Origin of the sequence: Mariniradius sediminis, from assembly GCF_021491425.1 — a bacterium.
GTDB lineage: Bacteria > Bacteroidota > Bacteroidia > Cytophagales > Cyclobacteriaceae > Mariniradius > Mariniradius saccharolyticus.
The window spans coordinates 413,623-438,252 of sequence record NZ_JAKEVZ010000001.1 but is presented as its reverse complement, the minus strand read 5'-3'; the positions used below and the strand labels follow the sequence as shown (position 1 = coordinate 438,252).

The 24,630-nt window shown below is 45.8% G+C and carries 25 protein-coding genes; 8 read left to right on the top strand and 17 right to left on the bottom strand.

Features of this window, described 5'->3' with window-relative positions:
• Window positions 1-10 precede the first annotated feature (10 nt).
• Together L0U89_RS01960 and L0U89_RS01955 are read right to left on the bottom strand one after the other, a co-directional pair.
• Complete coding sequence (locus tag L0U89_RS01960) at window positions 11-1,246, bottom strand: serine hydrolase (RefSeq protein ID WP_234859974.1); 1,236 nt, start codon at window positions 1,244-1,246, stop codon at window positions 11-13.
• A 12-nt stretch (window positions 1,247-1,258) separates the two neighbouring features.
• Window positions 1,259-2,329: an aminotransferase class I/II-fold pyridoxal phosphate-dependent enzyme gene (locus L0U89_RS01955; protein WP_234859973.1), complete on the bottom strand. Its 1,071-nt coding sequence runs from the start codon at window positions 2,327-2,329 to the stop codon at window positions 1,259-1,261.
• 162 nt (window positions 2,330-2,491) lie between these two features.
• Here L0U89_RS01955 and L0U89_RS01950 point away from each other — a divergent pair, with 162 nt between their 5' ends.
• Window positions 2,492-3,166 carry a hypothetical protein gene (locus tag L0U89_RS01950; RefSeq protein ID WP_234859972.1) on the top strand — a complete coding sequence of 225 codons (675 nt, stop codon included), beginning with the start codon at window positions 2,492-2,494 and terminating at the stop codon, window positions 3,164-3,166.
• Window positions 3,163-4,872, top strand: coding sequence for a capsule assembly Wzi family protein (locus L0U89_RS01945; RefSeq protein WP_234859971.1), 1,710 nt, complete (start codon window positions 3,163-3,165; stop codon window positions 4,870-4,872). Before L0U89_RS01950 ends, L0U89_RS01945 begins: the two co-directional genes overlap by 4 nt.
• A 140-nt stretch (window positions 4,873-5,012) precedes the next feature.
• Here the strand turns inward: L0U89_RS01945 and L0U89_RS01940 are convergent, their stop codons facing one another.
• The 4 genes from L0U89_RS01940 to L0U89_RS01925 all read right to left on the bottom strand — a co-directional run bounded on the left by L0U89_RS01940 (window position 5,013) and on the right by L0U89_RS01925 (window position 10,082).
• Window positions 5,013-7,445 (bottom strand): TonB-dependent receptor, encoded by a 2,433-nt coding sequence (locus tag L0U89_RS01940; RefSeq protein WP_234859970.1) that lies wholly within the window; start codon window positions 7,443-7,445, stop codon window positions 5,013-5,015.
• Window positions 7,446-7,711: 266 nt separating this feature from the next.
• Window positions 7,712-8,314: a superoxide dismutase gene (locus tag L0U89_RS01935; protein WP_234859969.1), complete on the bottom strand. Its 603-nt coding sequence runs from the start codon at window positions 8,312-8,314 to the stop codon at window positions 7,712-7,714.
• 108 nt (window positions 8,315-8,422) lie between these two features.
• Window positions 8,423-8,866: a nucleoside deaminase gene (locus L0U89_RS01930; RefSeq protein ID WP_234859968.1), complete on the bottom strand. Its 444-nt coding sequence runs from the start codon at window positions 8,864-8,866 to the stop codon at window positions 8,423-8,425.
• Window positions 8,867-8,945: 79 nt separating this feature from the next.
• Window positions 8,946-10,082: a hypothetical protein gene (locus L0U89_RS01925; RefSeq protein ID WP_234859967.1), complete on the bottom strand. Its 1,137-nt coding sequence runs from the start codon at window positions 10,080-10,082 to the stop codon at window positions 8,946-8,948.
• Window positions 10,083-10,412: 330 nt separating this feature from the next.
• Between L0U89_RS01925 and L0U89_RS01920 the strand changes: the two genes are divergently transcribed.
• Window positions 10,413-11,525: a Na/Pi symporter gene (locus L0U89_RS01920; protein ID WP_234859966.1), complete on the top strand. Its 1,113-nt coding sequence runs from the start codon at window positions 10,413-10,415 to the stop codon at window positions 11,523-11,525.
• 123 nt (window positions 11,526-11,648) lie between these two features.
• On the opposite strand, the gene deoC is transcribed toward L0U89_RS01920, so the two are convergent.
• A complete protein-coding gene (gene deoC, locus L0U89_RS01915) occupies window positions 11,649-12,302 on the bottom strand; it encodes a deoxyribose-phosphate aldolase (RefSeq protein WP_234859965.1) in 654 nt (217 codons plus the stop codon).
• The gene (locus L0U89_RS01910; protein WP_234859964.1) at window positions 12,299-13,516 is read right to left on the bottom strand and encodes an NAD(P)-dependent oxidoreductase; all 1,218 of its coding nucleotides are present in this window, start codon (window positions 13,514-13,516) and stop codon (window positions 12,299-12,301) included. The genes deoC and L0U89_RS01910 overlap by 4 nt, the downstream gene beginning before the upstream one ends.
• 198 nt (window positions 13,517-13,714) lie before the next feature.
• On the opposite strand from L0U89_RS01910, the gene L0U89_RS01905 reads away from it, so the two are divergent.
• On the top strand, window positions 13,715-14,233 hold the full coding sequence (locus tag L0U89_RS01905) for a methyltransferase family protein (RefSeq protein WP_234859963.1): 519 nt from the start codon (window positions 13,715-13,717) through the stop codon (window positions 14,231-14,233).
• A 30-nt stretch (window positions 14,234-14,263) separates the two neighbouring features.
• Here the strand turns inward: L0U89_RS01905 and L0U89_RS01900 are convergent, their stop codons facing one another.
• The 4 genes from L0U89_RS01900 to L0U89_RS01885 are packed head-to-tail and all read right to left on the bottom strand — an operon-like array spanning window position 14,264 to window position 17,333.
• A complete protein-coding gene (locus tag L0U89_RS01900; RefSeq protein ID WP_234859962.1) occupies window positions 14,264-14,812 on the bottom strand; it encodes an FKBP-type peptidyl-prolyl cis-trans isomerase in 549 nt (182 codons plus the stop codon).
• The gene (locus L0U89_RS01895) at window positions 14,809-15,363 is read right to left on the bottom strand and encodes an FKBP-type peptidyl-prolyl cis-trans isomerase (RefSeq protein WP_234859961.1); all 555 of its coding nucleotides are present in this window, start codon (window positions 15,361-15,363) and stop codon (window positions 14,809-14,811) included. Before L0U89_RS01895 ends, L0U89_RS01900 begins: the two co-directional genes overlap by 4 nt.
• A gap of 4 nt (window positions 15,364-15,367) precedes the next feature.
• Complete coding sequence (locus L0U89_RS01890) at window positions 15,368-16,306, bottom strand: FKBP-type peptidyl-prolyl cis-trans isomerase (RefSeq protein ID WP_234859960.1); 939 nt, start codon at window positions 16,304-16,306, stop codon at window positions 15,368-15,370.
• Complete coding sequence (locus L0U89_RS01885; protein ID WP_008631118.1) at window positions 16,293-17,333, bottom strand: DHH family phosphoesterase; 1,041 nt, start codon at window positions 17,331-17,333, stop codon at window positions 16,293-16,295. Before L0U89_RS01885 ends, L0U89_RS01890 begins: the two co-directional genes overlap by 14 nt.
• Window positions 17,334-17,521: 188 nt before the next feature.
• Here L0U89_RS01885 and L0U89_RS01880 point away from each other — a divergent pair, with 188 nt between their 5' ends.
• Window positions 17,522-17,944 (top strand): nucleoside-diphosphate kinase, encoded by a 423-nt coding sequence (locus tag L0U89_RS01880; protein WP_008631110.1) that lies wholly within the window; start codon window positions 17,522-17,524, stop codon window positions 17,942-17,944.
• A gap of 54 nt (window positions 17,945-17,998) precedes the next feature.
• Here L0U89_RS01880 and L0U89_RS01875 read toward each other — a convergent pair whose 3' ends face one another.
• The 4 genes from L0U89_RS01875 to guaB form a co-directional block, all read right to left on the bottom strand.
• A complete protein-coding gene (locus L0U89_RS01875) occupies window positions 17,999-18,445 on the bottom strand; it encodes a DUF2214 family protein (protein WP_234859959.1) in 447 nt (148 codons plus the stop codon).
• A gap of 14 nt (window positions 18,446-18,459) precedes the next feature.
• On the bottom strand, window positions 18,460-18,900 hold the full coding sequence (locus L0U89_RS01870) for a hypothetical protein (protein WP_234859958.1): 441 nt from the start codon (window positions 18,898-18,900) through the stop codon (window positions 18,460-18,462).
• Complete coding sequence (locus L0U89_RS01865; RefSeq protein ID WP_234859957.1) at window positions 18,897-19,490, bottom strand: hypothetical protein; 594 nt, start codon at window positions 19,488-19,490, stop codon at window positions 18,897-18,899. The genes L0U89_RS01870 and L0U89_RS01865 overlap by 4 nt, the downstream gene beginning before the upstream one ends.
• 138 nt (window positions 19,491-19,628) lie before the next feature.
• Window positions 19,629-21,107 carry an IMP dehydrogenase gene (guaB, locus tag L0U89_RS01860; protein ID WP_008631107.1) on the bottom strand — a complete coding sequence of 493 codons (1,479 nt, stop codon included), beginning with the start codon at window positions 21,105-21,107 and terminating at the stop codon, window positions 19,629-19,631.
• Between the two features lie 109 nt (window positions 21,108-21,216).
• On the opposite strand from guaB, the gene L0U89_RS01855 reads away from it, so the two are divergent.
• Genes L0U89_RS01855 through L0U89_RS01845 form a run of 3 tightly spaced genes read left to right on the top strand, consistent with a single transcriptional unit; the run spans window position 21,217 to window position 22,844 of the window.
• Entirely contained in the window at window positions 21,217-21,849 is a 633-nt protein-coding gene (locus L0U89_RS01855) for an RNA polymerase sigma factor (RefSeq protein WP_234859956.1), read from the top strand.
• Window positions 21,849-22,169 (top strand): hypothetical protein, encoded by a 321-nt coding sequence (locus L0U89_RS01850; protein ID WP_234859955.1) that lies wholly within the window; start codon window positions 21,849-21,851, stop codon window positions 22,167-22,169. Before L0U89_RS01855 ends, L0U89_RS01850 begins: the two co-directional genes overlap by 1 nt.
• Window positions 22,170-22,184: 15 nt before the next feature.
• On the top strand, window positions 22,185-22,844 hold the full coding sequence (locus L0U89_RS01845; protein ID WP_234859954.1) for a hypothetical protein: 660 nt from the start codon (window positions 22,185-22,187) through the stop codon (window positions 22,842-22,844).
• 50 nt (window positions 22,845-22,894) lie between these two features.
• Here the strand turns inward: L0U89_RS01845 and L0U89_RS01840 are convergent, their stop codons facing one another.
• Window positions 22,895-24,577, bottom strand: a complete 1,683-nt coding sequence (locus L0U89_RS01840) for a DUF885 family protein (protein WP_234859953.1) — start codon at window positions 24,575-24,577, stop codon at window positions 22,895-22,897.
• Window positions 24,578-24,630 lie beyond the last annotated feature (53 nt).

Genomic DNA, 24,630 nt, shown 5'->3' with positions numbered 1-24,630 from the left:
TCCCCACAATTCAATAAGAGAATTTAAAAGAAGACAGGTCAGCCTGTCTTTTCTTTTTTCGGGAAAGTTCAATTTGGTAGAGGTACTCCCCCAACTCCGCAAAAAAGGGGAATGCGATGTCTTCATACTCATACTTGTCGTCATTGAGCGTCTCGTCGGAATTGGCATAAATGATCGCCGACACAAAAAATTCTATGCCATTTTCGAAATCCACAAAATAGCTTCCATCCAAAAGATGACCGTACGCATTCCCTGTTTTGTTGAAAATGCGGAATTGGGCTGGAATAGGGCTTTTGTCCGTTCCAAACTTGAAAAACTTGGAGTAGCTGTCATAATAATCCGGCAGTGGATATCGCGGATAATCTGATTCACCGGGCAACATGGACATGTACTTGAGAACGAATTGACGGTCCGTCTCAGATATTCTAAATCGCTCTTCTTGTTTGAATTTCTCGGGAAAAACGATCCGCTGTACCACTCCGTGGAGATCTGTTAGCGCCAGTTTGTTTTTATAGGTGAAATCCATGGGCTTTTCTACCAATTGGCCGCCGATGTAGTAAGCCTTTCCGATCGTTGGGTTTCCACGATTGGCGAAGACGGATGTCGTTTCCCGGGCAGGGATTACCAAGATTGTCTCGCCGCTCGCATCAAGGAAGCGGATCGGATTAAAATGCCTGTTTTCGGCCTCTGACATAGGCATGCTCAGGCGATGGTTGATAACGGTGTGGATGAGGCCCTTTTCCTGCATCTTCCGGTTGATATAATCCTGTCCCAGCAATTCATAAAGTCTATTATAGGCATCATTGTCGCTGACGAGAAGGATTTTCTTGATGTAGTGGGCGATGCTGGGAAGACCGTTTGCAGAAGTGCTATCTGTCCATGCGGGTATTTGTGAGGCGCGGACCGAATCAGTCAACATCGGGGTGTCGGCTGTGAGTCCCGGAACCTGCTGCTCGCCTAGCCATTCCAAAGCCAGGATAGCAACTGGCAATTTCACCGTGGACGCTGGGTAGAAATAGACTTCATCATCTAGGCGATAGTCAAAATTCCGCCAGGAGGGGTTGTTGTTCTTGTCCCGGTCGATTTGGGAATAAAGAATTTGTGCCTTGTAAACGTCCGGATTTGCAAGGACTTTTTGCAAAACTGGATAGGTGTCGGGTATTTTGGAGAGTGGATCCTTTTTTTGGGCAGATGCAGTAAACCCTGCCAAAACAAAAAGGAAAAAGAGAATAGACTTTAACCCCATATCGATCTGTATTTATACTTGGTTCATCATGAACAATTCTGTCAATACCTGATCCAAACGCTCCAAATCGGTTGCTTCGTGGGCCGCAGAGACAACGATCCGATTGATACATGGATCATGAGAAGTAGGATAAGGGAAAGAGGAAACGATGAAACCGAATTTTTCCAAATGATCCACCCAAGCGACATCTTTTAATCCGTACACAGGGAAGTTCGGATCATGTTCCAATTTCCCAAAGGTATCGAGGGAATTAACAAGGGACATATTTGCATGCAGCTTTTTTCGCTGATTTTCGAAAAGATCCAAGCCCTCCAGAAAGGCAAAAAGATAGGCAGGAGGCGGTGGGGAAGCACCCCGATAAGTGGCTGTCATCCGAATCTTTCCCAGTATTTCTTTTGGTCCAAGAATAATCCCGGCTGGCATTGAAAGGCCCTTTCCCAATGATCCTGAAACGAGAAAATTGACTGGCAAATGCTTCCATAGGTGATAACATCCATAAATACCCTCGCCCAATACGCCGAAGCCGTGACTGTCGTCAATCAGCAAAGTATATTCATGTTTGGACGGAAGCTCCCTAATCCAATCAAAATGATAGACAGTTGGATGCAATACATCTACCGAATTGGAAAGGATCAGGATATTCGAAGCGGGCAACTTTGCAGCTTCGATCCGGCACCAAGTTTTCCAAGCTTCCTGAGACGAATGGGATTGGATTGAAACTTCGGAAGGAAGCACAGCAGGATGGGTTCCCGGTGCTATCCAAATGTGTTGGTGTCGCGTTCTTAAAAAATCAACAGCTGTATTTCCTGCCAAAAATCCTGAGCTCCAAACGATAGCATCTGGTGCCCCAGCATCCAATGCAAAATGACTTTCAAATTTTTCATAGATATCCAGCCGGACATTGTTGATGCGACTCAAGCCATGGCTGATACCGTAGCGGCGGAGTCCCTCGGTGATTTTTTCTTCAAATGCCTTCACTTCGCCCATACCCAAGTAGGAAGTACCGCTGAAGAAGGAAAAGTCCTTATTCTGGTAGCGAATTTTTGTCCCGATTTTTGAGCCTAAGTTGTAAATGGAATCCATAAAAGCGGACATCTTGATGCTTTCAAAAATACAATTATTTCCGTGCAGCAATTGCCGAAGGGCCCTTTGTACAGACAAAATATCTCGGTACCAGATTTTTTTTCTTTCTTTGCAAGTCCCCCAACACTAGCGAAGATTACCCTACTAACATGGAATTTGGACATGCCGTTTAAACCTTCCCGCGTAATTTTTAGCCTCTCGCTATTTCTTGCCACAGTGGCAAGTCTCAGCAGTTGCCAGGATACAGCCTGTGGCTGCGATCCGGAAACCTTGGTCTATTCAAATGATTTTTCGAAGCTTAATCTTGAAAATTTTGAGAATGGGCGCTTATTCGTCTTTCAGCGGGATACCCTGTTGGGAAATTACCACAATGAAGAAGTATCGGTGACGGTTCCCAATTTGCCCAGTCATAACATTGTCAAGGTTACCGTCGAACTTTGGACGCATGACAGCTGGGACGGGAATCCCGATGAAGGTATTTCGGGTCCCGACTTTTGGTACATGGTCTTGGACGGTCAGGAGGTCTTTAGGACAACTTTTTCCAATAGTCCCTGCGTCTCCACTTTTTGCTTGCGGCAGTCATACCCCGATATTTTCTTTCGACAAAATGATCCAAAAACAGGGGCGATTCGGACTAACCTTCCAGGACTTTGCCTCTTTTCTGCAACGCCAAACTACACCACGGTATATAGCTTTTCCAAGCTGATCGAGCACGATACAGACTCGATCAAGATCACATTGGGCGATGAGTTGCGTCAAACGAATAGCCCAAATCCGAAATGTGACGAAAGCTGGTCGGTTGGGAAAATTACGGTACATACGTTGACAGTCCTATGAGCATGCGCCCACATATCCTCATATCGGTTCTGGCTACAATCTCCAGCATTTTGGGATTTCTTCTTCCGTCTGCAAGTGCCCAAACTGTTCCTGTGGGTACGCCGGTAATGGAGGAATATATGCGTCGCATGCAGCTGTTGGGTAAGTTGGATGAAAACGTTTCTTTCAACATCCGCCCACTGTATCCGGTGGAAGCCTTTCAAAGGGTGGTAGGGTTTGATTTAGACAGTAGTTTCACCCAGATTGATAGCTCGGAATTCCACCAGCGATGGGGAGATAAATACCCGCTGACATTTTTGGTGCTTCCGATCACAAACCGCATGCAGTTCACTTCCAATTATGCATTTGGAGCCAATGACGGTCCGATGATTCCGAACCGGGGTTTTCAGAACATTTTCAGTTTGGGAATCTACACAAGCTTCTGGAAATTTAGTTTTCAGTTTCAACCTGAAATCCTGACTGCGCAAAACAAGGACTACCAAGGGTTCCCAATCGAGCATCAATCCACCATCCTATATTACTATGAATACCTAAACCGCATCGACATGCCTGAGCGATTTGGGGAGGGTTCCTACAACCGGTTCTTGCCTGGGCAGTCGAGCTTCAGAATCAACCACAAAGGCTTGTCGCTTGGTGTATCCACGGAAAACCTATGGTGGGGCCCAGGTAAACGGAGTTCGCTGCTGCTGAGCAACAATGCGCCGGGATTTCTTCATTATACCCTAAACACCCAAAAACCAATACAGACGAAAATTGGGGGTTTCGAATGGCAACTGGTCGCTGGGACTTTGAAAAATTCGGGTTATTTGCCTCCGCATTCCGATTACATTTTCCAACAAAACCCGGTCTTTTTCCCGAAGCGCGAAGGTGAAGACAGGTATATGTCAGGGCTGATTATCAGCTATCAGCCCAAGTGGGTCCCGGGGTTTTCTATCGGTTATGGCTCGGTCAACCACATGTACAAGGCCGACATGGTCAAGTTTGAGGATTACTTGCCGATTTTCAATGGAGAAAAGGGCCTTTACAACGTATTCAATCCAGAGCGGGACCGACGGCAACAATTCAGCTCTGGGTTTTTCCGTTGGGTAAGCCCCGAGGGGCATTTTGAGTTTTATGGAGAATATGGGACAAGAGGAAACTCTATCAGAGCTGCTGATTTCTTGATCACCCCTGAGAGGAACCGTGGATTTACTCTTGGGTTTTCCAACCTTTTCCCTTTGAAAAAAGAGCGGCAGTTTATCCAGATCAGTGCCGAAATGACCCAAACGGGACAGACCATCCGGCAAAGCATCCGCAATCTGGATACCTGGTACATCCACAACCACGTCCGTCATGGGTATACGCATCGCGGCCAAGTCATGGGTGTGGGCTATGGGCCCGCCGCCAATGTTAACTGGGTAGAGATCGGCTGGGTGAGGGATTTCAGCAGGATCGCTTTCCAGTTTGAGCGTATCGTGTACAACAATGATTTTTACAATTTCCGCTACGAAGCTTCCAAAGATTGGCGAAACAAGTATGTGGATTTGGTTCCCTCTTTGATTGGGGAATGGAGGTTTGGAAACCTACTGGTCCATGGCAATTTCCAATTGGTAAAGACGCTCAATTACAAATGGTATCTCGAGAATGTCCCCGATATCTACTTTGTGCCAGGCTTGGATAAAAATAACTTTGTGGCCAATATTGGATTGACCTATATCCTCAAATAGAAAAAACGCCACATGAACCCTGTGGCGTTTTTTGGCAAGGTAAAATCTGTAATATCAGATTGAAACATTTTTTTCTTCGTTCTCGAGAATAGCGCAGGTGAATGTCAATGGATTCACCCTCAGGCAGGAAATGTTCCAGATTAATCCAGTCTGTTGCGCTCTTCGGTGCTGCCGCTTCTATTGGACACACGGAAGTTCTCGCCCTTGGCAAACTTATACCGTAGCGTGAATCGCACGCCTTGGTTGCTTCTGTACTGTTCAAATTTAGTGTCTATGTTGTCAAACTGCACGTTGGCACGGATAATCTGTGTACGGAACAGGTCGGTTCCATTAACTGTCAGGCTCAATTTATCCTTGAGGATATCTTTTGAAATCCCTGCATCCACCCATCCGAAACCTTTGATGCTTGCTTGGCCATATTGGGAAGGACCGACGTACATAGCCATAAGCTCGGCGCGGAAGCCCTTTGGCAAGTTGATTGTGTGCTGAGATCGGACGGTCAATGACGTCTGTGACACATCGAGAAGTGCATCGCCAATCATTGATTTCCATCTGGAGTTGGTCACTTGGAGCATGTTGCTGGTATTCCACCATTTTTTGATCTCGAAAGGAATCATCGCCCTGACGTTCCAGTTTTGGGCCTTGTCAAGGTTGGCAGTGAAAGTCGTGGTAGTCCTGGATTCCTCGTCTTGTGTGAATATCTGCTGAAACGCATCCGTCGTCAGTGAATATCCAAGCGTCAACTGGTAAGCGCCTTTGTACACATGGTTCATTTCCAGATTATTGGAATATTGTGGTCTCAGGTACGGATTTCCCGTTTCCGTGGTCAACGGATCGATGTAGTAGACGAAAGGATTCAAGAGGCGATAATTAGGTCGGTTGATTCTCCGATTGGCATTGTAGACGATTTGGTAGTCTTTGCTGACCTGCTGTTGTATGTAAAGGCTCGGGAACAGATCGATGTATTCCTGTTTGTCGACACGTCCTAATGTGACTGAGTTGCCCTTGATGTCAGAGTATTCTGTCCTCAAGCCTGCCTGGAAGCTGACTTTTTCCGAGAATTTGCTTTTGTACAGCGCATAGGCGGCCAAAACGTTTTCCTCATAAATGAATCTATTGCTATTTGGATCTGGCTCAAAGGGCTCTTCCTCCACAGCTTTGCTCAAATCAAGGTCATTGTCTGAAGTTACCCAACTTCCTTTCAGACCAGTCTCGAGCACCCGGCCTTTTCCAAGAGGCTTGAGGAAATCTACTTTGGAGGTAAAAATCGAATAATCCATCTCGTTCAAAGTTAGGATGTAGTCTTGGCTCGCGTTGAGCTCGTTGTCATTTATCCACCTGTTGTTGGTCAGGAGGGAATTTGAATTGCTTTTCATTCTGGTGAAGTCCATGTCCGCGCTTAGCTTGGTCCCAAGCGTATCCAACTGACCTACGTAGTGGAAATTTCCAAAGATCCTTTTATTGGCCGCTTCGGTATCATTGAATGAACGTAGAAAAAACAGGTCGACGGTTCCGGGGTTGGTGATTTCGGTCAGTGACTTACCGATGTTGTCCCCATTGTATTGGGAAGCCTGCAGATTGACGCCCACGCTGTGTTTGTCGTTGATTTCATAATCGGATCCTCCGTTGAAGAATAGGCTTCTATTCTTCATCGTGATCGAGCTGTGCTGGTCAAAATTGGAGACACCCTCCTCTAACTGGAAATTCCGATTGATGCTGATGTCGTTCACGAAATTGAATTCGTTGTAATTCAGGCTGGCTTGGTTGGTCCATTTGCCTTTTTTCACATTGAGGCTCATGCCGGTATTGGGACCAAAAAGTCCATTGTACATCCCTCCTGCCTGTATGTTTCCAAACATGCCGTTGATGTTGTTTTTCTTCAATCGAATGTTGATCACGCCTGCCGTTCCCTCAGCGTCAAATCTTGAGGTGGGATTATTGATGATCTCGATGCTCTTGATGTTGTCGGCAGGCATAGAGCGGAGGAAATTGGCCAAGTCGTTGGCGCTCATGTAGGTCTGCCGGTCATTGATCATCACAGTAACCCCTGATCGGCCATTGAGGTTGATGTTATTGTTTTCGTCCACGTACACTCCCGGAGACCTTCCAATGACATCAAGGGCCGAGTTGCCCTCAGCCATGACAGTTCCTTCTACATTGACGATGGTCTTATCCGCTTCCACGATGATATCCGGCCGAGTCGATCTTACCGTTACCTCGTCCAGATTTCCCAATTCCTCTTCAATGGCAATCAAACCAAATTCCTTCACACCTCCGGGTTTGATTTCAAAGACTTCCGTCTTCAAGGATTGGTAGCCTATGGAAGAAATCGATAACTGGACATTTCCAACCCGAGCGGATTCGATGAGGAATTTGCCCGATTCATCGGTAACAGCGCCCGTAATCATGGCACCGCTTTCTGCTTCGAGCAAGGCGACGTTTGCAAATGGGACAAACTGGCCCTTTTTGTCCTGCAGTTGTCCGGAGATTTGACTGAATTCCTTTGCCGCCAGATTGCTCAGGCCGAGAAAGAAAGAAAACAGCATCAGAAAAATTTGAGTGGAGATTTTCATAATAGTTGGTTTAGCAATCAATTGTCTGTGCCATCCATTATGAAAATTCGGTGCCAAGGAAAAAAAATAACTTTAAAATACTGTTTTTCAGTTATTTACAAATTTGATGAGAATAAACCCATGTATCATAACCGTACACTCTGGACGTTCGGATCGGTACAATTCATGCTGAAAATTCCAATATCCAATAGTTCCTCTGGCACGATTTGGGCATAAAAAAACACCCCGAGGCTGGTCCCGGGGTGGTAGTTCATAAAAGCGAATGCTTATTTCGCCGCAGCGTATCTTTTTGCGACCTCATCCCAGTTGATCACATTCCAAAATGCGGCGATGTAGTCAGGTCTCCTGTTCTGGTAGTGCAAGTAGTAGGCATGCTCCCATACATCCAAGCCAAGTATTGGAAACCCTTTTACCTCAGCAACGTCCATCAGGGGGTTGTCTTGGTTGGGTGTTGAACTCACAACCAGCTGTCCGTTTGCAACGCTCAGCCAAGCCCATCCAGAACCAAATCTCGTGGCAGCAGCTTTGTTGAACTCCTCCTTGAATGCATCAAATGAACCGAATTTCGCATCGATAGCGGCCGCTAATTCACCTGAAGGTTTGCCGCCTCCATTTGGAGATAGTAGGTTCCAAAACAAGCTGTGGTTATAGTGACCACCTCCATTGTTTCTTACGGGAGTATTGCTGCCCGCCACTTTCATCAACTCCTCAAGGGATTTGCCTTCAAGGGATGTGCCGGCGATGGCATTGTTGAGGTTGGTCACGTAGGCGTTGTGGTGCTTTCCATGGTGGATTTCCATGGTTCTGGCGTCGATATGCGGTTCTAGCGCATTGAAGTCGTAGGGTAGTTTTGGAAGTTCAAAAGCCATATTTGCTTGTAGGTTTTGGTTAAACATGAAAATTTATTGTCAGAAGTTAAGCTTCTGGTTTTTCAACCATTTCAAAATCGAAATGGTTCGAAAAACTTTTGATTCAGCTCAGTTTCTCAGTTTTCTAAAAAAACTATCCAACAGCTTTTTGGATTCATCAGCCAAGAGTCCTGAGACTACCTTTGTTTTAGGATGCAGTAGGTTTTCTTGATGACGGGTATATCCTCTTTTTGGATCATTGGCTGCATAGTGGATTTCGCCCAACTGTGCCCAAAAGCATGCCCCTGCGCACATTGTACATGGTTCCAATGTCACGTACAACTTGCATTCGGGGAGGTATTTGGACCCTAGGGCATTTGAGGCGGCGGTAATTGCCAGTATCTCGGCATGCGCCGTGACATCGGTGAGCTTTTCGGTTTGGTTGTAGGCTTTGGCGATGATGCGGTTTCGGCAGACAATTACTGCACCCACGGGAATTTCTCCCTCCTCAAAGGCAATCTGGGCCTGCTTGAGGGCCTCATTCATAAAATAGACATCCGAGAATAATTCCATATTCAAAGTTAACCGGGGGAAAAACAAAAATGGCGCTGATTTCCAGGAAACCCGCGCCAATTACACTTTTATGGCTGGACTAAATCAAGCCAAACAATGCAAGAAATTCTTTCCTGACCCCCTCATTGATGATAAGCGCCAATACCAAGGATACGACGAGACCGATGCTTGCCTTAAATATGTCTTTTCGCGTGAGATAAAGTGCCCTAAAGATATTCACCCTTCTTTTCTCAACATTCTTTGATTTGGCAATAGCGATGGCAAGTTCCCTACCTGCAAGCAAACCGATGAAAACCCAGGTTGTACTCATGGGGATGTTGTTGGCCATTTTGAAGTAAAAGAGGATGACCGCATAGACCAAGTCCACAAGTGTGGCCGCCCTAACGTCAGTGACCCTTGTCTTTTCGTTAACGACGGACTGTATACGATCTCCCTTCATGTAAAATAGGAATCCCAATCCAAGGAAAATAAAGCTGGTAAACCCAACAAATTCCCAAAGACCCAGCTGTCTCGGCAAAAACACGGCGATATTGGCCGCATCCTGCATAATCCACACCGACCAAAGCACCGCCGAAGTGATCCATTGGAAAACATCCCATATTGGACTTGCTTTGCCCTTAAGATAATTCTCCACAAATTTTTCCAAAATAAACCAGACTGCAATGGCCAATACAAATGCCAACGCATATCCGACGAAGGACTTCATCATCACGTCGACGATGGTGCCCGCTTTGTAGGTGAAAACGTTGAGTAGCAAGAATGTCGTCGAAACAGGCATACGAAGCCTGGTCAAGACCAAAAGTACGATAGGGGCTGCCAGCTGAAGAAAAACAAAGCTCTCAGGCGCTTTTTCCAAACCTGGAACCATAAGTCTTTGGTAACTCACGTCTCCGTCATATGTAATCCAACTGAAGGTGACGGTTCCGACAAAAACCAATCCCATAAACAACCAAAGCCAATACCACTTCCTGTTTTGGTTAGAAGCGATGAAGGTACCGATCGTCTGGATACTATCGTTGGCAATCGCTGAGTAAGCTGCCAAGCCAAATCCAAACCACATGGCCAAATAGGTGTAAGGTGTGATGATGCCGGCAATCGAAATAAGGATACAGATAATTATCAAAAATGATCTTTCTTTCTTCGTGAAATCAAAAAGTGCATAGGAGGCTTTCGATAATGCATCCTGGTTGATGTTTTGGTCTTTAAGCTTGGCCATGCAAGATTTTTTTAGTGGAAAATAATTTTCCGGTGCAAATTTATGGAAGAAAATCCGGGACGTATATTAACAAATTGTTAAGGCTTTTAGCATCACAAAGATAGTTTCTTATTTCTAGGGTAATTTATTATTGGATAAACAATAAATTGATTGTTCAAATATGTCTGAATCCTTAATTTTAGCAAACTTGTAACGGAAATAACAGCTGGAATGGATAAGTTTGTTAACATAAGGTTCATGTCAATTATCCGCGTTTTTGATTCCTTTGAGTTTATTTTGCGATAAATTAGAACTGAATTTGAACCCCTTCCCTGAGGGGTTTTTCTATATATGACGGAAACCACCCAAGCCAAACCAAAACTCGGCAAGTTGCGGAAAGCGATCATCCTGCTATTAGGACTTTTGCTTTTCCTGTTTTCGATCGACTTGTTGACGCTGTCAATGATCCGGCTCAACAATGACTTGGTGGAAGAGCTGCTCAATGCTACAGACAATCCCTTTATCGGGTTGTTTGTTGGTTTGTTGATGACCGCTTTGGTTCAAAGCAGCTCGACCGTGACCGCGATGGTCGTGGCGGTAGTTGCTTCCGGCAGTCTAACCTTGTCCCAGGCAGTACCCGTGGTCATGGGTGCGAATATTGGCACCACCATCACAAGTACCCTTGTAGCGTTTTCATTTTTCCTCAAAAAAGGCGAGTTCAAGCGAGCGATGTCTGCGGGCGTAATCCATGATATCTTCAATATTCTCACGGTGTTGATCCTATTTCCACTAGAATTCTATTTTGATTTTTTGAGTAAGCTTGCGACTAGGCTAACCATCTACTTTTTCGATGCAAACAATGTCTTGGACACTTCCTACACCTACAATGTATTGTTTACCAGACCAGTGACCAATTGGCTTTACGAATTGCTGAATATGCCAATTCTCACTTTGATCCTTGCGGTGGTGTTGTTACTGCTTTCGATTAAGTTTCTGTCTTCGGCCGTTTTGGACACCTTTATCACCCAAGATGTGAAAAACTTAAACAAGCACATATTCAAAGATCCGTTTATTGCCTTCTTGTACGGAATGATCGCGACGGCGGCAATTCAGTCCAGCACGGTTACCACTTCGCTGGTGGTACCCGCAGTTGCCAATAGGAAAGTCTCCCTGATGAAGGTTTTTCCGTTTATCATCGGCGCAAATATCGGCACCACAATCACGGCTGCGATAGCCGCGATTTATAAAACAGAAGCTGCAATTAGTTTGGCGATTGTCCATTTTCTATTCAACCTTATGGGAGCCTTGATATTTCTTCCCTCAAAATCCCTGAGAAACATCCCTGTGAGACTCGCAATTTTTTTGGGCAGTAAATCCGCGGATTCTAAGATCATAGCCTTGGCTTATATCCTGTTGACGTTTTTCATTATTCCCTTCTTGCTCATTTATTTCAACAAACAATAGAAAAATCTCCCGAGGTATTTCTCGGGCTGCAAATTCACAAGTTGAAAAAGTAACGAAGGTTTGGAGCATTATTTCAAAAAACCAGCGGGAAAGACACCCATTGGGCCTAAGCTACTTTTGACTTTATTGGATTCCAGCAACTATTTGAACGCCTGAACTTGTCCCAATCCTATCTGCACCTGCTTGAATAAGCCCGACGGCTTGTTCGTAGGTTTTGATGCCACCGCTTGCTTTGATTCCCACGCTGCTGGGAAGGTTGGCACGCATAAGGCGGATATGTTTTTCCTTGGCTCCTTCCGGGGCAAAACCCGTGGAAGTCTTCACAAAATCCGCCCCGGCATCCGCACAAATACCACAGGCTTCAACGATTTCATTGTCGCTGAGATAGGCTGTTTCGATGATGACTTTAAGGATTCGCTCTTGCTGGTGGCAAACTTCAGCGATGCGGGAAAGCTCGATTTTTGGCCAATTCATTCCAGCCTTGAATGCGGTCAACGACCACACGACATCAATTTCATCTGCACCCAATTTGATGAGCTGCTCGGTTTCAAAAATCTTGGCTTCCGTGAGGTTATACCCCAAGGGGAAACCCACGACGGTCACCAACTGGATGTTGGCGTCACCTATCTCACGTTTCGCTTTTTTGACCCAAAATGGAGGCACACAAATTCCCACAAAGCCATATTGCTTTGCGTCTTTGACAAGATTCTCGATGTCAGCATCGATGGTTTGGGCCTTCAGGACAGTTTGTTCGATGTAGCGCTCAATGTTTTTCATATTTCTTCCTCATTGCCTTCCACAAAATCCTTTAGGAAAAAGAACTCCAAAGTCAGATCTCCGTCTTTGGCAATCGTTGCCTTTTCAAGAATTCCGGATGATTCCTTCAAAAGTTCGGGAATAAAATTCCGCGTCAGTTGATCTCCAAATTCCTCGGAGGCATCCCTAGGAAGCTCTGTTGGCAGGTTGTCGATAGCCATCACAGAGATGCTGTTTTGCTTACCAAAAGCCTCCAATTCCTCGAAGGTGTCTCGGTCGATGTCGTAAACCGGATGATGGACAGAAGATGGTCTGATAGTCGTTGGAATCGATCCGTCGATGTCACAGGTGATATCGGCGATAACTGAGAGATTGAAATCCTCAGATTGGATATGCTCCCACTCAAACAGCCGTGGCGCCCGTCTATCCCAATATGCCCCTGCCATAAGTATGTCGGCAACCTCAGCATATTTCAGAAAGTGGCTCTCGTATATTTCCGGGGTTTGATAGAACTGCTCCTTCTCGAAGCCTCCATCTGTTCTTCTGCGGTTATAGTCTGCACAGGAGAGCGCCGTGAAGACCGGTTCCTCAAAGTATTGGAATAGGATTTCCTTGGGTGATACTTGTGCGATGCCTACGGTATTGAGTACTTCCAAAATACCTTTTCCGACTCGGCCCGAACCTGTTACGATGATTTTGATTGGGGGAAGTTGAACCTTTTTGAGTTCGGTGTCTAGTTCGGTCCGATCAAAACACTCGTAAGCACGCTTGATATCATAGAGTCCGCTTTTTTTACCATAGGTCCAAAGACCATTGTAAGCACCTACAATTCCCGCCCACCTTCCAAAGGCCACAGTTCTATTCCCTGCCTCATCCTTCAAGACTTCGTAGTCCAGTAAAGTGATGTTTTTTTCCAACACAGACTGCAACAGCGCTCGGTTGTGTTTTTGCTTCTTGATAGTATGAGAAAAGAAAATGTACTTTTTCTCGGGAATAAGCAAATGTACAGGCACTTCCTTGATGCCCATCAACAATTCGCAAAAAGAAATATCCTCGACAACTGGAATTCCCGCAAGTTCAAATTCCTCATCTGAATAGCATCTATGGGGACTGGATTGGACGTAAAATGACAATTGGTCAGGATATTGGTCAGAAAGCGACCTCATTTGGCTAGGTGTGAACGGGGTCCGTTTGTCAGGCTGGGTTTTCCCTTCCCTGATGATTCCGATTTTCATTTGTGGGAAATTAAATGGACGAACTGATCGGAAAATTCAAAAAGTATACGCATACATTCATCGGCCAACATCGGTTCTTGGTATTTTTTATTTGATTGATCATTTAGGATATTGGCAAAAAAAGTGATTTCCATGGGCTATTGGGTTTTGGTTATTTTTTGGGCTTCATTCTATTTTCTGCATTCTGTATTTGCAGACATGAAGATAAAAAGAAAATTCAAAGGTTGGTTGGGGCCAAAATTTATCTGGTACCGCTTGCTTTATAGCCTATTCGCCACGATCCATTTCCTTGGGATTTTCGTGTTTACAGGTACGCTTCAGGAAATCCCCATCTTTGCCGCTTTCCCGCTAGCCAGCTACTTTGGATACATGTTAGCCACCTTCGGCACGATCATATTGGTCAAATCATTCCAAAAACTCAGCCCGTTTGAATTTATCGGATTTTCACCTTCGGACGAATTCACCAAAGCCGACCGATTGGTTGTTTCCGGACTGCACGCCTATGTACGCCATCCGATTTACTCAGCGCTCATCTTGATTTTTGTGGGGTACTCATTGGTGCAGCCTATGCCGTCTTCACTGGTTCACTTGGGAATGCTCATTATCTACCTGCCGATTGGGATTTATCTGGAAGAGAAAAAACTGATCGAAAAATTTGGACAGGCCTATATAGACTATAAGAAAAAAATTCCTGCCTTGATCCCAAGAAAAAAATAAGGACCGGCCTTTGCCGATCCTTATTTTATTTCAATCCAATCCGAGGAATTCAACATCAAACACGAGGACTGAGTTTGCCGGGACCCTTTCGACCGTGGTCCGGTCTTGGTAGGCCCAAGGCGAAGGAATGATTAGAACTCCTTTAGACCCGCTTTTCAAGTTCCTGAATCCCACGTCAAATCCCCGGATTGCTTCCGAGCCACCGAGTGAGAATTGGAAAATCCTGTACAGACGGGTTTGGTCGAAAATATTATTTTCCCTTGCTACTGATTCGCTGTTGGTATCGAATACTACACCGTCAAGAAGTTTGCCGGTATAGTTGCAATAAATAAGGTTGCCGACTGATGGTTTGATTCCGGCCCCTTCTTCTTGGACGATGATCACCACGCCACTGGGGTCGTGTATCCGGTACAGGGAATCAATAGGAGCCGTCTTCAAGAAATCAGCGATAATGACACTGTCTCTTTTCAGATTCCCAGAGAAATCATATACGGGTCCTCCAAATGGATTCGTAGGCGTACATGACCAAATGCTGACCAAGCCAAGAAGCAAAAGGATGAGAATGTTTCTTTTTTTCATGGAAGGGGGTCTTCTACTTTGATCTTCTTCACTTCCAGCAAATCCAACTCGAAAATCAAGGGCGAATTAGCTGGAATAGCGCCGGTTACCTGCGAACCGTAACCATACAATGAGGGCATGATGATGGTAGCTTTATCACCTTGCTCCATTTGGAGAATTCCAAATTCAAATCCCGGGATCGTGAACCCTAATCCAATTGGATATCGGAGGGGTTCATACTTTCGGTTTGGGGAAAATACATTGTTTGCCCGGGCTACGGATTCGATCGAGGTATCAAACACGAAGTTATTCAGGAGCTTTCCAGTGTAGTTTACACTAACTGTATCAGCCTTTACGGGCTTTTTGCCGCTGTTTGACACCGCTGTCCAATAGATCCTGATACCGGTTCCATTGTCCACCAATTCCTTCACGGAAGGGATCGGGTTTTCATTTACGTATTTTTCAATCTGTGCCAAATCGCGCTCGAGTATGATCTGAACATTTTCATCATCGGATACACACCCTGCCAGCAATCCAACGGCAGCAAACAACAGCAAGCTTAACTTTTTCATTTTATTATTTTTGAACATCTGTGATCTCTACGTCAAAGATGAGGATAGAGTTAGGCTTGATCATACCGCCTGCACCTCTTTCTCCATAGGCCAATGTGGAAGGAATGAAGAATTTGGCTTTGTCTCCTTTTTTCAACAATCCAAGACCTTCGTCCCATCCTGGGATTACCCTGCCTTCGCCAACCGCTACTTCCAATGGTGCGTAACCGCCCATGCTGTCTCTCTGCTCATTGTATACACCGTTTGACTGCGCCAGTTCCTTCATAGAAGTATCGAAAAGGGTTCCGTCCAATAGGAATCCGGCATAGTGAACAAAGGCCAAGTTGCCGGTTTCAATCTCCGGACCTTCCCCCTGCTTTTCTATGACGTAGTAAAGCCCTGATTCCGTCTTGGAAGCTTGGATATTTTTTTCCTTGAGATAATCCTCGATCAATTGCTTGTCAGTTGCCAATTGTTTGACCGCATTTTCTTCCATCTTTTTGATTTGGGCTTCCTGGAGCGCATTGAAGTAAGTCTCCACGCCGGCTTGGTCAGTCACGTCGATGACGCCGATCTGGACCTTCACGTCCTGATCTTTCTTCAGGAACATCGGGATGTTGTTTTCGCCGAAAATCTTTTCAGCCTTGGCTACCAAGGTGATACTGTCGCCTTTTTTCAAGCCAAGGAAAATCTCGTCCATTCCGCTCTCTTTTGGAAGAGAGTCGTTGTACAGGATATAGCCCGGCATATTGGAGTCGTAAGTGGAAATGAAGGTGGAATCCTTGTCGTTTTTAACGATCAAGTGGTACAATATGTAGTCACCGTTGTTAGGCTTGGTGTCTCCTTCCTTGACAAAGGTGTATTCGATACCATCGGAAGTGGTCATTTTCTTCTTGCAGGACATCAATCCAACAGCCGTTGCAAGCAACATGACCGAAAATACAAATGCATTAATTTTTTTCATGAACGAGTTCAGGTTGAGTAAATAGAGAGGTATAATTTTGTTTGATTAATATTTCAAATTTTTCAGTGGTTTCGTCCAAACTGAGTTGGGACTTTCCTCCTGAGGCATTTTTATGGCCTCCGCCGTCAAAATATTCCGCGGCGAACTTATTGACCGCTACATCATCGGTGGATCGAAAAGAAATCTTGATGCCATCTTCACGCTCGGTAAAAAGCGCGGCGACATGGATCCCGTCCAAAGATAAGGCATAGTTTACGAGACCTTCTGTATCCCCGGTTTGGGAATCGAATTTCTTGAGATCTTTTTTGCTGATTTTGAAATAGGCAGTCTTCAAATCTTGAAGGATCACTAGCCTTCGCGTGATTGCAAAACCGATAAATTTCAAGCGATTGATACTATTGGTATCGTAGATCAGCCTTGAAATTTTGGTATTGTCAGCACCGATATCGATAAGTTCGGCGGTGATCAAATGCACATTCTTGGTCGTATTGGGATGCCTAAATCCACCTGTATCGGTCATGATTCCTGCATAGAGACAATCGGCAATATCCTTGTCAATCATATGCTTGCAGCCAATATTTACGATCAGCTCGTATACCAACTCGCAGGTCGCAGCCGCAGCCGTGCTCCAGTATCTGAAGTCAGCAAAATCCTTTGGATCCTGGTGATGGTCGACGTTGACTTTATAGGCTTTTGATTTATCTACGTAGGGAAGCAGTCCATGCATTCGCTTGGGGCAGGAAAAATCCAAACAAAAGATTATCCCGGCTTCCTTCACCTTTTCAATCGCAAGTGGCTGCTCTTTTGGGTCTTCAAAATTAAGGACCTCCTCGTTGCCTTTCATCCAATGCAAAAACGACGGATAGTCAGAGGGAGTGACAACTGTGACCTCGTGTCCCAATTTGAGAAGGAAATTAGCCATCCCCAAGCATGAACCAAGAGCGTCGGCGTCGGGCTTGTGGTGGGTGGTGATGACTACTTTTTGGGGAGAGGAAATATGGTGTTTGAATAACTCTAATTCGCTCATTGGATAGCAATTGCAGTGTCCTTAGCAAAGCACACAGTCCGCAAATGTCAGGATTATTTTTGAAAAATCCCAATTGGCCTAACTTGTTAACGTTGAAACAGATAACAGAGAATTCACAGTCCCAATATGGAATTTCATTGATTTCGCTTAATTTTGCACCCACATTTAAACCTACAAATATCATTATAATGGCAGGGAACAGAACATTTACCATGATTAAGCCTGATGCTTTTGAAGCAGGCAATTCGGGAGCGATATTGAAAATGATCGAGGAGGCAGGCTTCAAAATCGTCGCGATGAAAGCCACCCGATTGACTCCTGAGTTGGCAGGCAAATTCTACGAAGTACACAAAGCGAGGCCTTTCTACGCCGACCTTTGCAACTATATGTCATCCGGTCCGATTATCGCGGCCATTTTGGAAAAAGACAATGCAGTGGAGGATTTCAGGACCTTGATCGGTGCCACCAACCCCGCCAATGCAGCCGAGGGCACCATTCGCAAAATCTTCGCAAAATCCATCGAAGCCAACGCTGTGCATGGCTCCGACTCAGACGAAAACGCCAAGATCGAAGGCGACTTCTATTTCAGCCAATTGGAACGCGTACTCTAATTAAACTATACTAGAAGCCCTAGGCCCCATGTTGTCAAAGCATGGGGTTTTTTGTTATCCGGTAAAGCCGATTCCCTTGGCCATCAGTCCAGCCAAAATGGGTATCACAAAAAGCAACAAAAGCTCAAGCCTCAGAGACCAAAAAATCCCCTTCGGCACTGCGATTTCTTCCTCAGGATCGCCCTTTCTGTTTTTTAGAAAGAACACCGTCGGATAAATCGACAAAATCCCTACCAATACGAAGAGCGTGAGTTTGACATGGAAAATCGGGTTTTCACTGTAGAAATCCGTAGGCTTTCCGATACCACCCAACCAAAGCGTCATCCCAACGCCAAGCAAAACCAAGGCCGCAAGCCCATATACCGCATCGATTTTGGACAGTCTATCCAGTTCCCTCCTGGAGAGAGAATTTTTCAACAGCAAATGCTCGGAGACAAGCGAGCCCACAATGGCAAAAATGCTGATGAAATGGAGGTAGCGAAGAATGATTTCAGTGGTCATGGCGGTGGGATTTTTTAAGGGTTCATGAATTTGGACAGGTTTTCCCAGTCGAGGGATAGTTTTGTCGGAGGAATGAATCTTGACCGATGGTCTGAATTGAGTAAAGCTTCTTTTTCGTAAAACTGGAAGGGAAGGGTATTGGCAGCCAAGCCGCTTTTCAAGAATGTGGATTCCTGCGAATCAGTAGATATGTCTTTGCTTCTAGTCAAAAATAGATGGATAGCTGTCGCCCAAAAATGTGTAAGCGTTTCATGATAGCCAGAACTTGCCGTGTTGGCGGTTTGGTGGGCCTTGTTCAGGAAAATGATTCCCGCCCTGAGGCGGCAAACGGCTTCATCGAATGGATAGTGACTCAACATCGCCAAACCAACCCTTACATGTGCGTCGTGGGTCCATTGCGACTTCGGAAGTGTTGCAGATTCAAACTGCTCCAAGAGCGTCTCGGAAAATTTCATTTGTGGTATTTATAGATATCATCAAGCGCCCCATTGAGTAAATCCCAGAACCCATCACTATCCAATTCAAAAAAAGAAAGGTCCTGATCCTCTGAGGAGGAAGTAAAGCCTGTGCTCGACTTCTTGCCCCGGAGCGTTTTCATGGGTTGGAAATTCTTATCAAAAACAAAAATCTCGACGATAACTTTTGACTTGATGAGATTTGCGGAAAGCACCGTAGGGCTCGCCATATCTACGTCAACGAGTATCTTGAAATAAATGTCGGCGGGGTCAGTTTTCGCCCGGCTTCTATCGGAAAGGGACATGATCTCAAACTCCCTGTACTCACCCCGACTGTACACAAATGGTCGATACTGCAAGTTGGCGATTGAGTCTATATTGAGAAGCAAGCTCAGCCTGTTTGCAATCAAATCGTAGACCGCAGTCTCATCCAATCCCAGGCTTGTGATTATTTGCTTCCCCTCTTCATCCCTGTCTCCAAAAAATACAGATTGCACCACTCGCCCCTGCATGCCCTGGGCATAGACATTACAACCATAAATCAAAGAGAAAAACAGCAGGAATATCGAGCTCAAAAACCGGTTTCTCATGGCAAAATTGATGGCTGGTCAACCTAATATCCAACAAATTGCGCATTCCTACAAAACCTATGCGGCCAACAAAAAAAAAGGCCGGATTTGGAAAAAGAGTTATCCAAAATACCGGCCCTTTAAAAGCGATTTATTGTCTTACATCTTTGCGGAATAATTTGGCGCTTCCCGCGTAATGCTGACATCGTGTGGATGGGATTCCTTTACGCCGGCTGTTGTAATTTTGACAAACTTGCCGTTTTTCTGTAGGTCCTCTACAGTCTTGGTGCCGCAGTAGCCCATCCCAGCCTGAAGTCCTCCAACCAATTGGTACAAGACTTCCGAAACAAGACCTTTGTAGGCAACCCGGCCGACGATTCCTTCCGGAACGAGTTTCTTGATGTTATCTTCGGCGTCCTGGAAATAGCGGTCTTTGGAACCTGATTCCATCGCTTCCAAGGATCCCATGCCGCGGTATGTCTTGAATTTTCTTCCTTCGTAAATGATCATTTCGCCCGGTGCTTCTTCAGTTCCGGCCAAGAGTGAGCCAATCATGATGGAACTCGCTCCAGCCGCGATCGCCTTGACAAGGTCGCCGGAATAGCGAATACCACCGTCCGCAATGACGGGTACATTCTTTCCTTTAAGTGCTTCAGCACATTCAAACACCGCTGAAAGCTGTGGCACGCCAACACCGGCGATTACGCGCGTCGTACAGATACTGCCCGGACCGACACCGACTTTCACTGCGTCCGCCCCCGCTTCCGCCAAAGCAATCGCTGCTTCCGGCGTGGCGATGTTTCCGACAATGACCTCCAAATCAGGGAAAACAGACTTGATTTTTTTGCAAGTATCAATCACACCCTTGGAATGCCCGTGAGCGGTATCGATGGAAACCACGTCGACGCCGGCGTTTTTGAGGGCTTCGACCCTTTCGACAATATCCGCAGTCACACCGACAGCTGCGCCTACGCGTAGTCTTCCGTATTCGTCCTTACAAGCATGTGGCTTGTCCCTTCTTTTCAAAATATCCTTGTACGTGATCAGGCCAGTCAGCTTGTAATCCTCATCTACAATAGGCAACTTCTCAATCTTAAACTCCTGCAGAATCTCCTCCGCCTGCTCGAGCGAAATCCCAAACTTGGCCGTAATCAGATTCTCTGAAGTCATGATCGTTTTGATCTTGACGTTTTGATCTTTGATGAAGCGCAGGTCGCGGTTGGTAATGATCCCTTTGAGAACCCGGTCACTGTCGACCACAGGAATACCTCCAATGTGGAACTCCCTCATGATGGCCTCTGCATCCCTTACCTTGGCTTCGATATCCAGCGTAATCGGATCCAATATCATCCCAGCCTGCGATCTTTTCACCTTGCGGACTTGGGCTGCCTGCTTTTCGATGGACATGTTTTTGTGGATAAATCCGATTCCACCTTCCAATGCAATCGCAATAGCAAGCTCCGCCTCTGTCACTGTGTCCATAGCGGCAGAGACAAGGGGAATGTTCATTCTAATGTTCTTGGTGAGTTGCGAGGAGGTATTGGTGTCGCGGGGGAGGACTTCGGAGTAACCCGGTACTAGAAGCACGTCGTCGTAGGTGAGCGCTTCAAAAAGGAATTTATCGGAGCTTCGATTCATGGCAAATTGGTTAGGTAACCCTATTTGCCCGCCAAAGATACTAACATTTTCCCCAGCCAATCAAATCGGCTCGGAATAATATTCTTCCAATCAGTCGAATTAGAGAGATATGCGAAAAACCATTTGGAAATTGGCCAAGTCCAAACCTTCTTCCGTTTCATTCGGAGAGCGTTTCTTTTTTTCTGTTAGGAATATTTGGAAAAAATTAGATTTCTCCTGTCATATAATTCCGACTTTTCGGCACCAAGTATCAGACATGCAGCACGAGCAACTGGAACAAACCGTCAAAGCGCTTCACCGTGACGCCTACATTTGGGCACGGCAGTGTTGTCGATTCGACGATGAGATGGCCAAGGATGTGCTGCAGCAGGTGTATTTAAAGATATTGGAAAGCAAGGCCGTCTACCGCGGGAAGTCCTCAGTCAAGACTTGGCTGTTTTCTGTCATCCGATTTACGGCCATTGGTTCTTTGGCACAGGCGAATGCGATCCTGCCGCTTTTGGAGGATTACGATGTGCCTGATGAAGTGGTGTCCAGTGACGCGGACCGGTCTCCCGAAGAGCTGATTCAGCTATTGCCCGCCAAGCAGCGAGACGTCCTTTTGCTGGTATTTTACCATGGATTGACCCTGGAAAAGGCCGCAGAAGTGATGGAAATAGGACTTGGCACAGTGCGAACACACTATGACCGGGGAAAGAAAAACCTGAAAAAATTGATCGAAAAATCCAGAATCGAACAGTGATGAAAACCGAACACGATAAAGAAATCGAAAGCTTCTTCGCCCAATTGAAGGAAAAGGATAACGAGATTCAAATCCCTGATTTCCCGAAAGCGAAGAGACAAAGAAGTGTCAATTGGTGGATTCCGTTGGGGATCGCGGCTTCTTTGGCTATAGGATTTTGGTTTGCCAATAATAGACCAGAGGAAACAAATCTTGAAAATAATTTGGTGATTATCCGCTTGGTGGAAGATGAAAACAAAGAACAGAAATTCATTATCGAAACCGCATCCTCCATCGATGTGTGGGAATCACCTACATCCTCCCTACTTACAGATTACTAACCTAAACCAATGTATATGAAAACAATTCTCACAATTTGCATGATTTTTTCCTTTGGCGTTTCCCAGGCTCAAGATGTCTTTCAGGAATCCCTCTACTCTGCTGAGACAGTCATGAAAAACCGTGACAAGATTGCCCTGACGGATCAACAAGCTGAAAAAATCAAAAAAATCCACAGCCAAAACGCTGGAGAGTTCTCCACCATCAAGTGGGATTTGGATGCCGCTACTGCCAAACTGAAAACTTTGCTTGACGAACCAAAGGTAAATCAAGAAGCTGTCCAAAAGCAGATGGACTTGGTATTGCAACTGGAAAACCAACTAAAGAAAAAGCAACTCACCACGCTGGTCGCAATCAAAAACGAGCTTACCCTAACCCAACAAAAAGAATTGAATCAGCTTAAAAGTGTCAAGAATTCACAGAATTCGGTGTTTGGCTCAGTTGCACCGATTGCTATAGCAGGAGATAAAGGTCGTGTTACTATTGCCAGTGAAAACGCCGAACAGCCATTATTTTTTTTGGAGGAAAATGGTAAAATGAAAAAAATTTCAAACTTGGAGAGTTACAATCCCGATGACATAGAAAGCATAACAGTAATTAAAGACCAAACCGCAGTAGCTAGATTCGGAAACGAAGGTAAAAACGGGGTGATTATAATAAAGCTCAAAAAGAAATAAAATGAAAAATCCCCCAAGGGTTTGAGCACTTGGGGGATTAGTTTTTTTCATCAATCCAAAAACCTCCAGCTGCTTTTGAAGTTTCTCGGGATTTTTTCCTCCTTCATCCGCGCGCGGAGCAGTTCGATCGGCATGTAGTTTTGGGTAATAAAGAAATCGTGGAACTGCTTCTCGGTCATTTTTCCGGACTGGACCATTTCATTTTTCAGCGAATAGACCTGCAATCCCCCGATCATATAGGCCAATTGGTACAGCGGTCCATAGTTGCCCTCAAATGAACGCCTGACTTCGGCTTCTGCATTGGCGCGCTCGTGGCCCACTTTGTCCACCAGGAAGTCGATGCATTGCTGCGGTGTCCACTTGCCAAGGTGGTAATTGAGTGAAAAGACAATCCTCGCCGCCCTGTGCATCCTCCAGAAAAGCATACCGACCCGGTCTTTGGCATCACGCGGAAACTGCTTGTCCCACAGGTTAAACTCCCAATACAGTGTCCATCCCTCGATCCAAAAAGGCGTGTAGAACAACCTCCTGTGGGGGAAATACCGCTGGTTCATAAACTGCTGCAAGTGGTGTCCGGGGATCAATTCGTGTTGGACGGTCGCGCGGGAAAAATGCGGATTGTTGCCGCGCATGCTCATCATCTTCTCTTCGTGGGTCATCGTGGAGGTTGGATAGGAAATGATGATCGTTTCTCCTCCGAGGAAAAATGGACTCACCTTTTGCCGCTCGGCTGACATCATCGTGGTCCGCCAAGTCTCCTTGGCCATTTCCGGAATGGTGATCAAATCCCTCGTTTCCAAGAACTGAATCGCTTCTTCTGCCATTTCCCCAACCATCTCGGGCCATTCGCCTGCAGGGACATAGGTGTTTTTGACGGATTCCAATGCGGCTTTCCAGTCATTTCCAAAGCCCAATTCCTGCGAGGCTTTGAGCATTTCGCGCTCGCACCAGGCATATTGCTTTTCCCCTTCCTTGAGGAGTTCCTCGGCGGTGTAAGGGATCATATTGTACGCCAATTCCTTTTCGATGGCCAGTTTGCCGACCGGCTTGCCGATGATACCCGAACCGTCGTCTTTCACCACAGTGTTGACAAAGTGGGTTTTCAGGAATGCTGCGTAATCCTTCAGGGTTTTGTCCAGGCTTTTCCAAGGCTCTTTCATCCACCAGGTGAAATCCGGGTCATAGTCGTAGTAGAAATTGTAAGCCTCCTCGGTGCTTTTCCGCAGGGATTCCACCACTTGGGACGCGAGGTCGGCTTTTTGCCAACTGTCATAAGGAGTGGTTTTCTTGGTTTGCTCCCACTTGGTCTTCACAGCCTTCTCCACTTTTGCAAACTCGGCAGCCAAATCCTGTGCCTTGGGCTTCACGGCCATCCGGCGTGTTTGGTAAAACTGCTCCAATGGCGCCGCCACATCAGTGACATTTTTGACCAGTTTGAAATCCTCGTAAGCGGCTTGGTGGAAGAACAGCTCCTTTTCCAGGTGGTTTTTCATCAGTTGATAATCCAGTTTGCCATCCATGGAATAGGAATCGTATGGCATTTTTTCCAAGGCCTGCAGCCAATCCTTGTAAAGCCGATCCATGCGGACAAAATACTCCTCCGAAAGCCGGTTGTTGTATTTTCGATTCAAAGCGCCGAGATCTGCCTGAAAGCTCATCACGGCGTGGTACATTTCGGTTGCCGAGACTTGGAAGCTCAGAAGGAAGAGAAATAAAAAGATCGCTTTTTTCATAAAATGACGGCTTTGGGGAGTTCTTTGATTTTCATCATAACGGTATTCCAAAT

Coding starts and splice junctions, on each gene's coding strand:
- L0U89_RS01950 (WP_234859972.1), top strand. CDS start 2,492: ATGCCGTTTAAACCTTCCCGCGTAATTTTTAGCCTCTCGCTATTTCTT.
- L0U89_RS01940 (WP_234859970.1), bottom strand. CDS start 7,445: ATGAAAATCTCCACTCAAATTTTTCTGATGCTGTTTTCTTTCTTTCTC.
- L0U89_RS01910 (WP_234859964.1), bottom strand. CDS start 13,516: ATGAAAATCGGAATCATCAGGGAAGGGAAAACCCAGCCTGACAAACGG.
- L0U89_RS01855 (WP_234859956.1), top strand. CDS start 21,217: ATGCGAAAAACCATTTGGAAATTGGCCAAGTCCAAACCTTCTTCCGTT.
- L0U89_RS01850 (WP_234859955.1), top strand. CDS start 21,849: ATGAAAACCGAACACGATAAAGAAATCGAAAGCTTCTTCGCCCAATTG.
- guaB (WP_008631107.1), bottom strand. CDS start 21,107: ATGAATCGAAGCTCCGATAAATTCCTTTTTGAAGCGCTCACCTACGAC.
- L0U89_RS01920 (WP_234859966.1), top strand. CDS start 10,413: ATGACGGAAACCACCCAAGCCAAACCAAAACTCGGCAAGTTGCGGAAA.
- L0U89_RS01945 (WP_234859971.1), top strand. CDS start 3,163: ATGAGCATGCGCCCACATATCCTCATATCGGTTCTGGCTACAATCTCC.
- L0U89_RS01880 (WP_008631110.1), top strand. CDS start 17,522: ATGGCAGGGAACAGAACATTTACCATGATTAAGCCTGATGCTTTTGAA.
- L0U89_RS01865 (WP_234859957.1), bottom strand. CDS start 19,490: ATGAGAAACCGGTTTTTGAGCTCGATATTCCTGCTGTTTTTCTCTTTG.
- L0U89_RS01875 (WP_234859959.1), bottom strand. CDS start 18,445: ATGACCACTGAAATCATTCTTCGCTACCTCCATTTCATCAGCATTTTT.
- L0U89_RS01930 (WP_234859968.1), bottom strand. CDS start 8,866: ATGGAATTATTCTCGGATGTCTATTTTATGAATGAGGCCCTCAAGCAG.
- L0U89_RS01955 (WP_234859973.1), bottom strand. CDS start 2,329: ATGGATTCCATTTACAACTTAGGCTCAAAAATCGGGACAAAAATTCGC.
- L0U89_RS01935 (WP_234859969.1), bottom strand. CDS start 8,314: ATGGCTTTTGAACTTCCAAAACTACCCTACGACTTCAATGCGCTAGAA.
- L0U89_RS01900 (WP_234859962.1), bottom strand. CDS start 14,812: ATGAAAAAAAGAAACATTCTCATCCTTTTGCTTCTTGGCTTGGTCAGC.
- deoC (WP_234859965.1), bottom strand. CDS start 12,302: ATGAAAAACATTGAGCGCTACATCGAACAAACTGTCCTGAAGGCCCAA.
- L0U89_RS01845 (WP_234859954.1), top strand. CDS start 22,185: ATGAAAACAATTCTCACAATTTGCATGATTTTTTCCTTTGGCGTTTCC.
- L0U89_RS01905 (WP_234859963.1), top strand. CDS start 13,715: ATGAAGATAAAAAGAAAATTCAAAGGTTGGTTGGGGCCAAAATTTATC.
- L0U89_RS01960 (WP_234859974.1), bottom strand. CDS start 1,246: ATGGGGTTAAAGTCTATTCTCTTTTTCCTTTTTGTTTTGGCAGGGTTT.
- L0U89_RS01890 (WP_234859960.1), bottom strand. CDS start 16,306: ATGAAAAAAATTAATGCATTTGTATTTTCGGTCATGTTGCTTGCAACG.
- L0U89_RS01925 (WP_234859967.1), bottom strand. CDS start 10,082: ATGGCCAAGCTTAAAGACCAAAACATCAACCAGGATGCATTATCGAAA.
- L0U89_RS01885 (WP_008631118.1), bottom strand. CDS start 17,333: ATGAGCGAATTAGAGTTATTCAAACACCATATTTCCTCTCCCCAAAAA.
- L0U89_RS01895 (WP_234859961.1), bottom strand. CDS start 15,363: ATGAAAAAGTTAAGCTTGCTGTTGTTTGCTGCCGTTGGATTGCTGGCA.
- L0U89_RS01870 (WP_234859958.1), bottom strand. CDS start 18,900: ATGAAATTTTCCGAGACGCTCTTGGAGCAGTTTGAATCTGCAACACTT.
- L0U89_RS01840 (WP_234859953.1), bottom strand. CDS start 24,577: ATGAAAAAAGCGATCTTTTTATTTCTCTTCCTTCTGAGCTTCCAAGTC.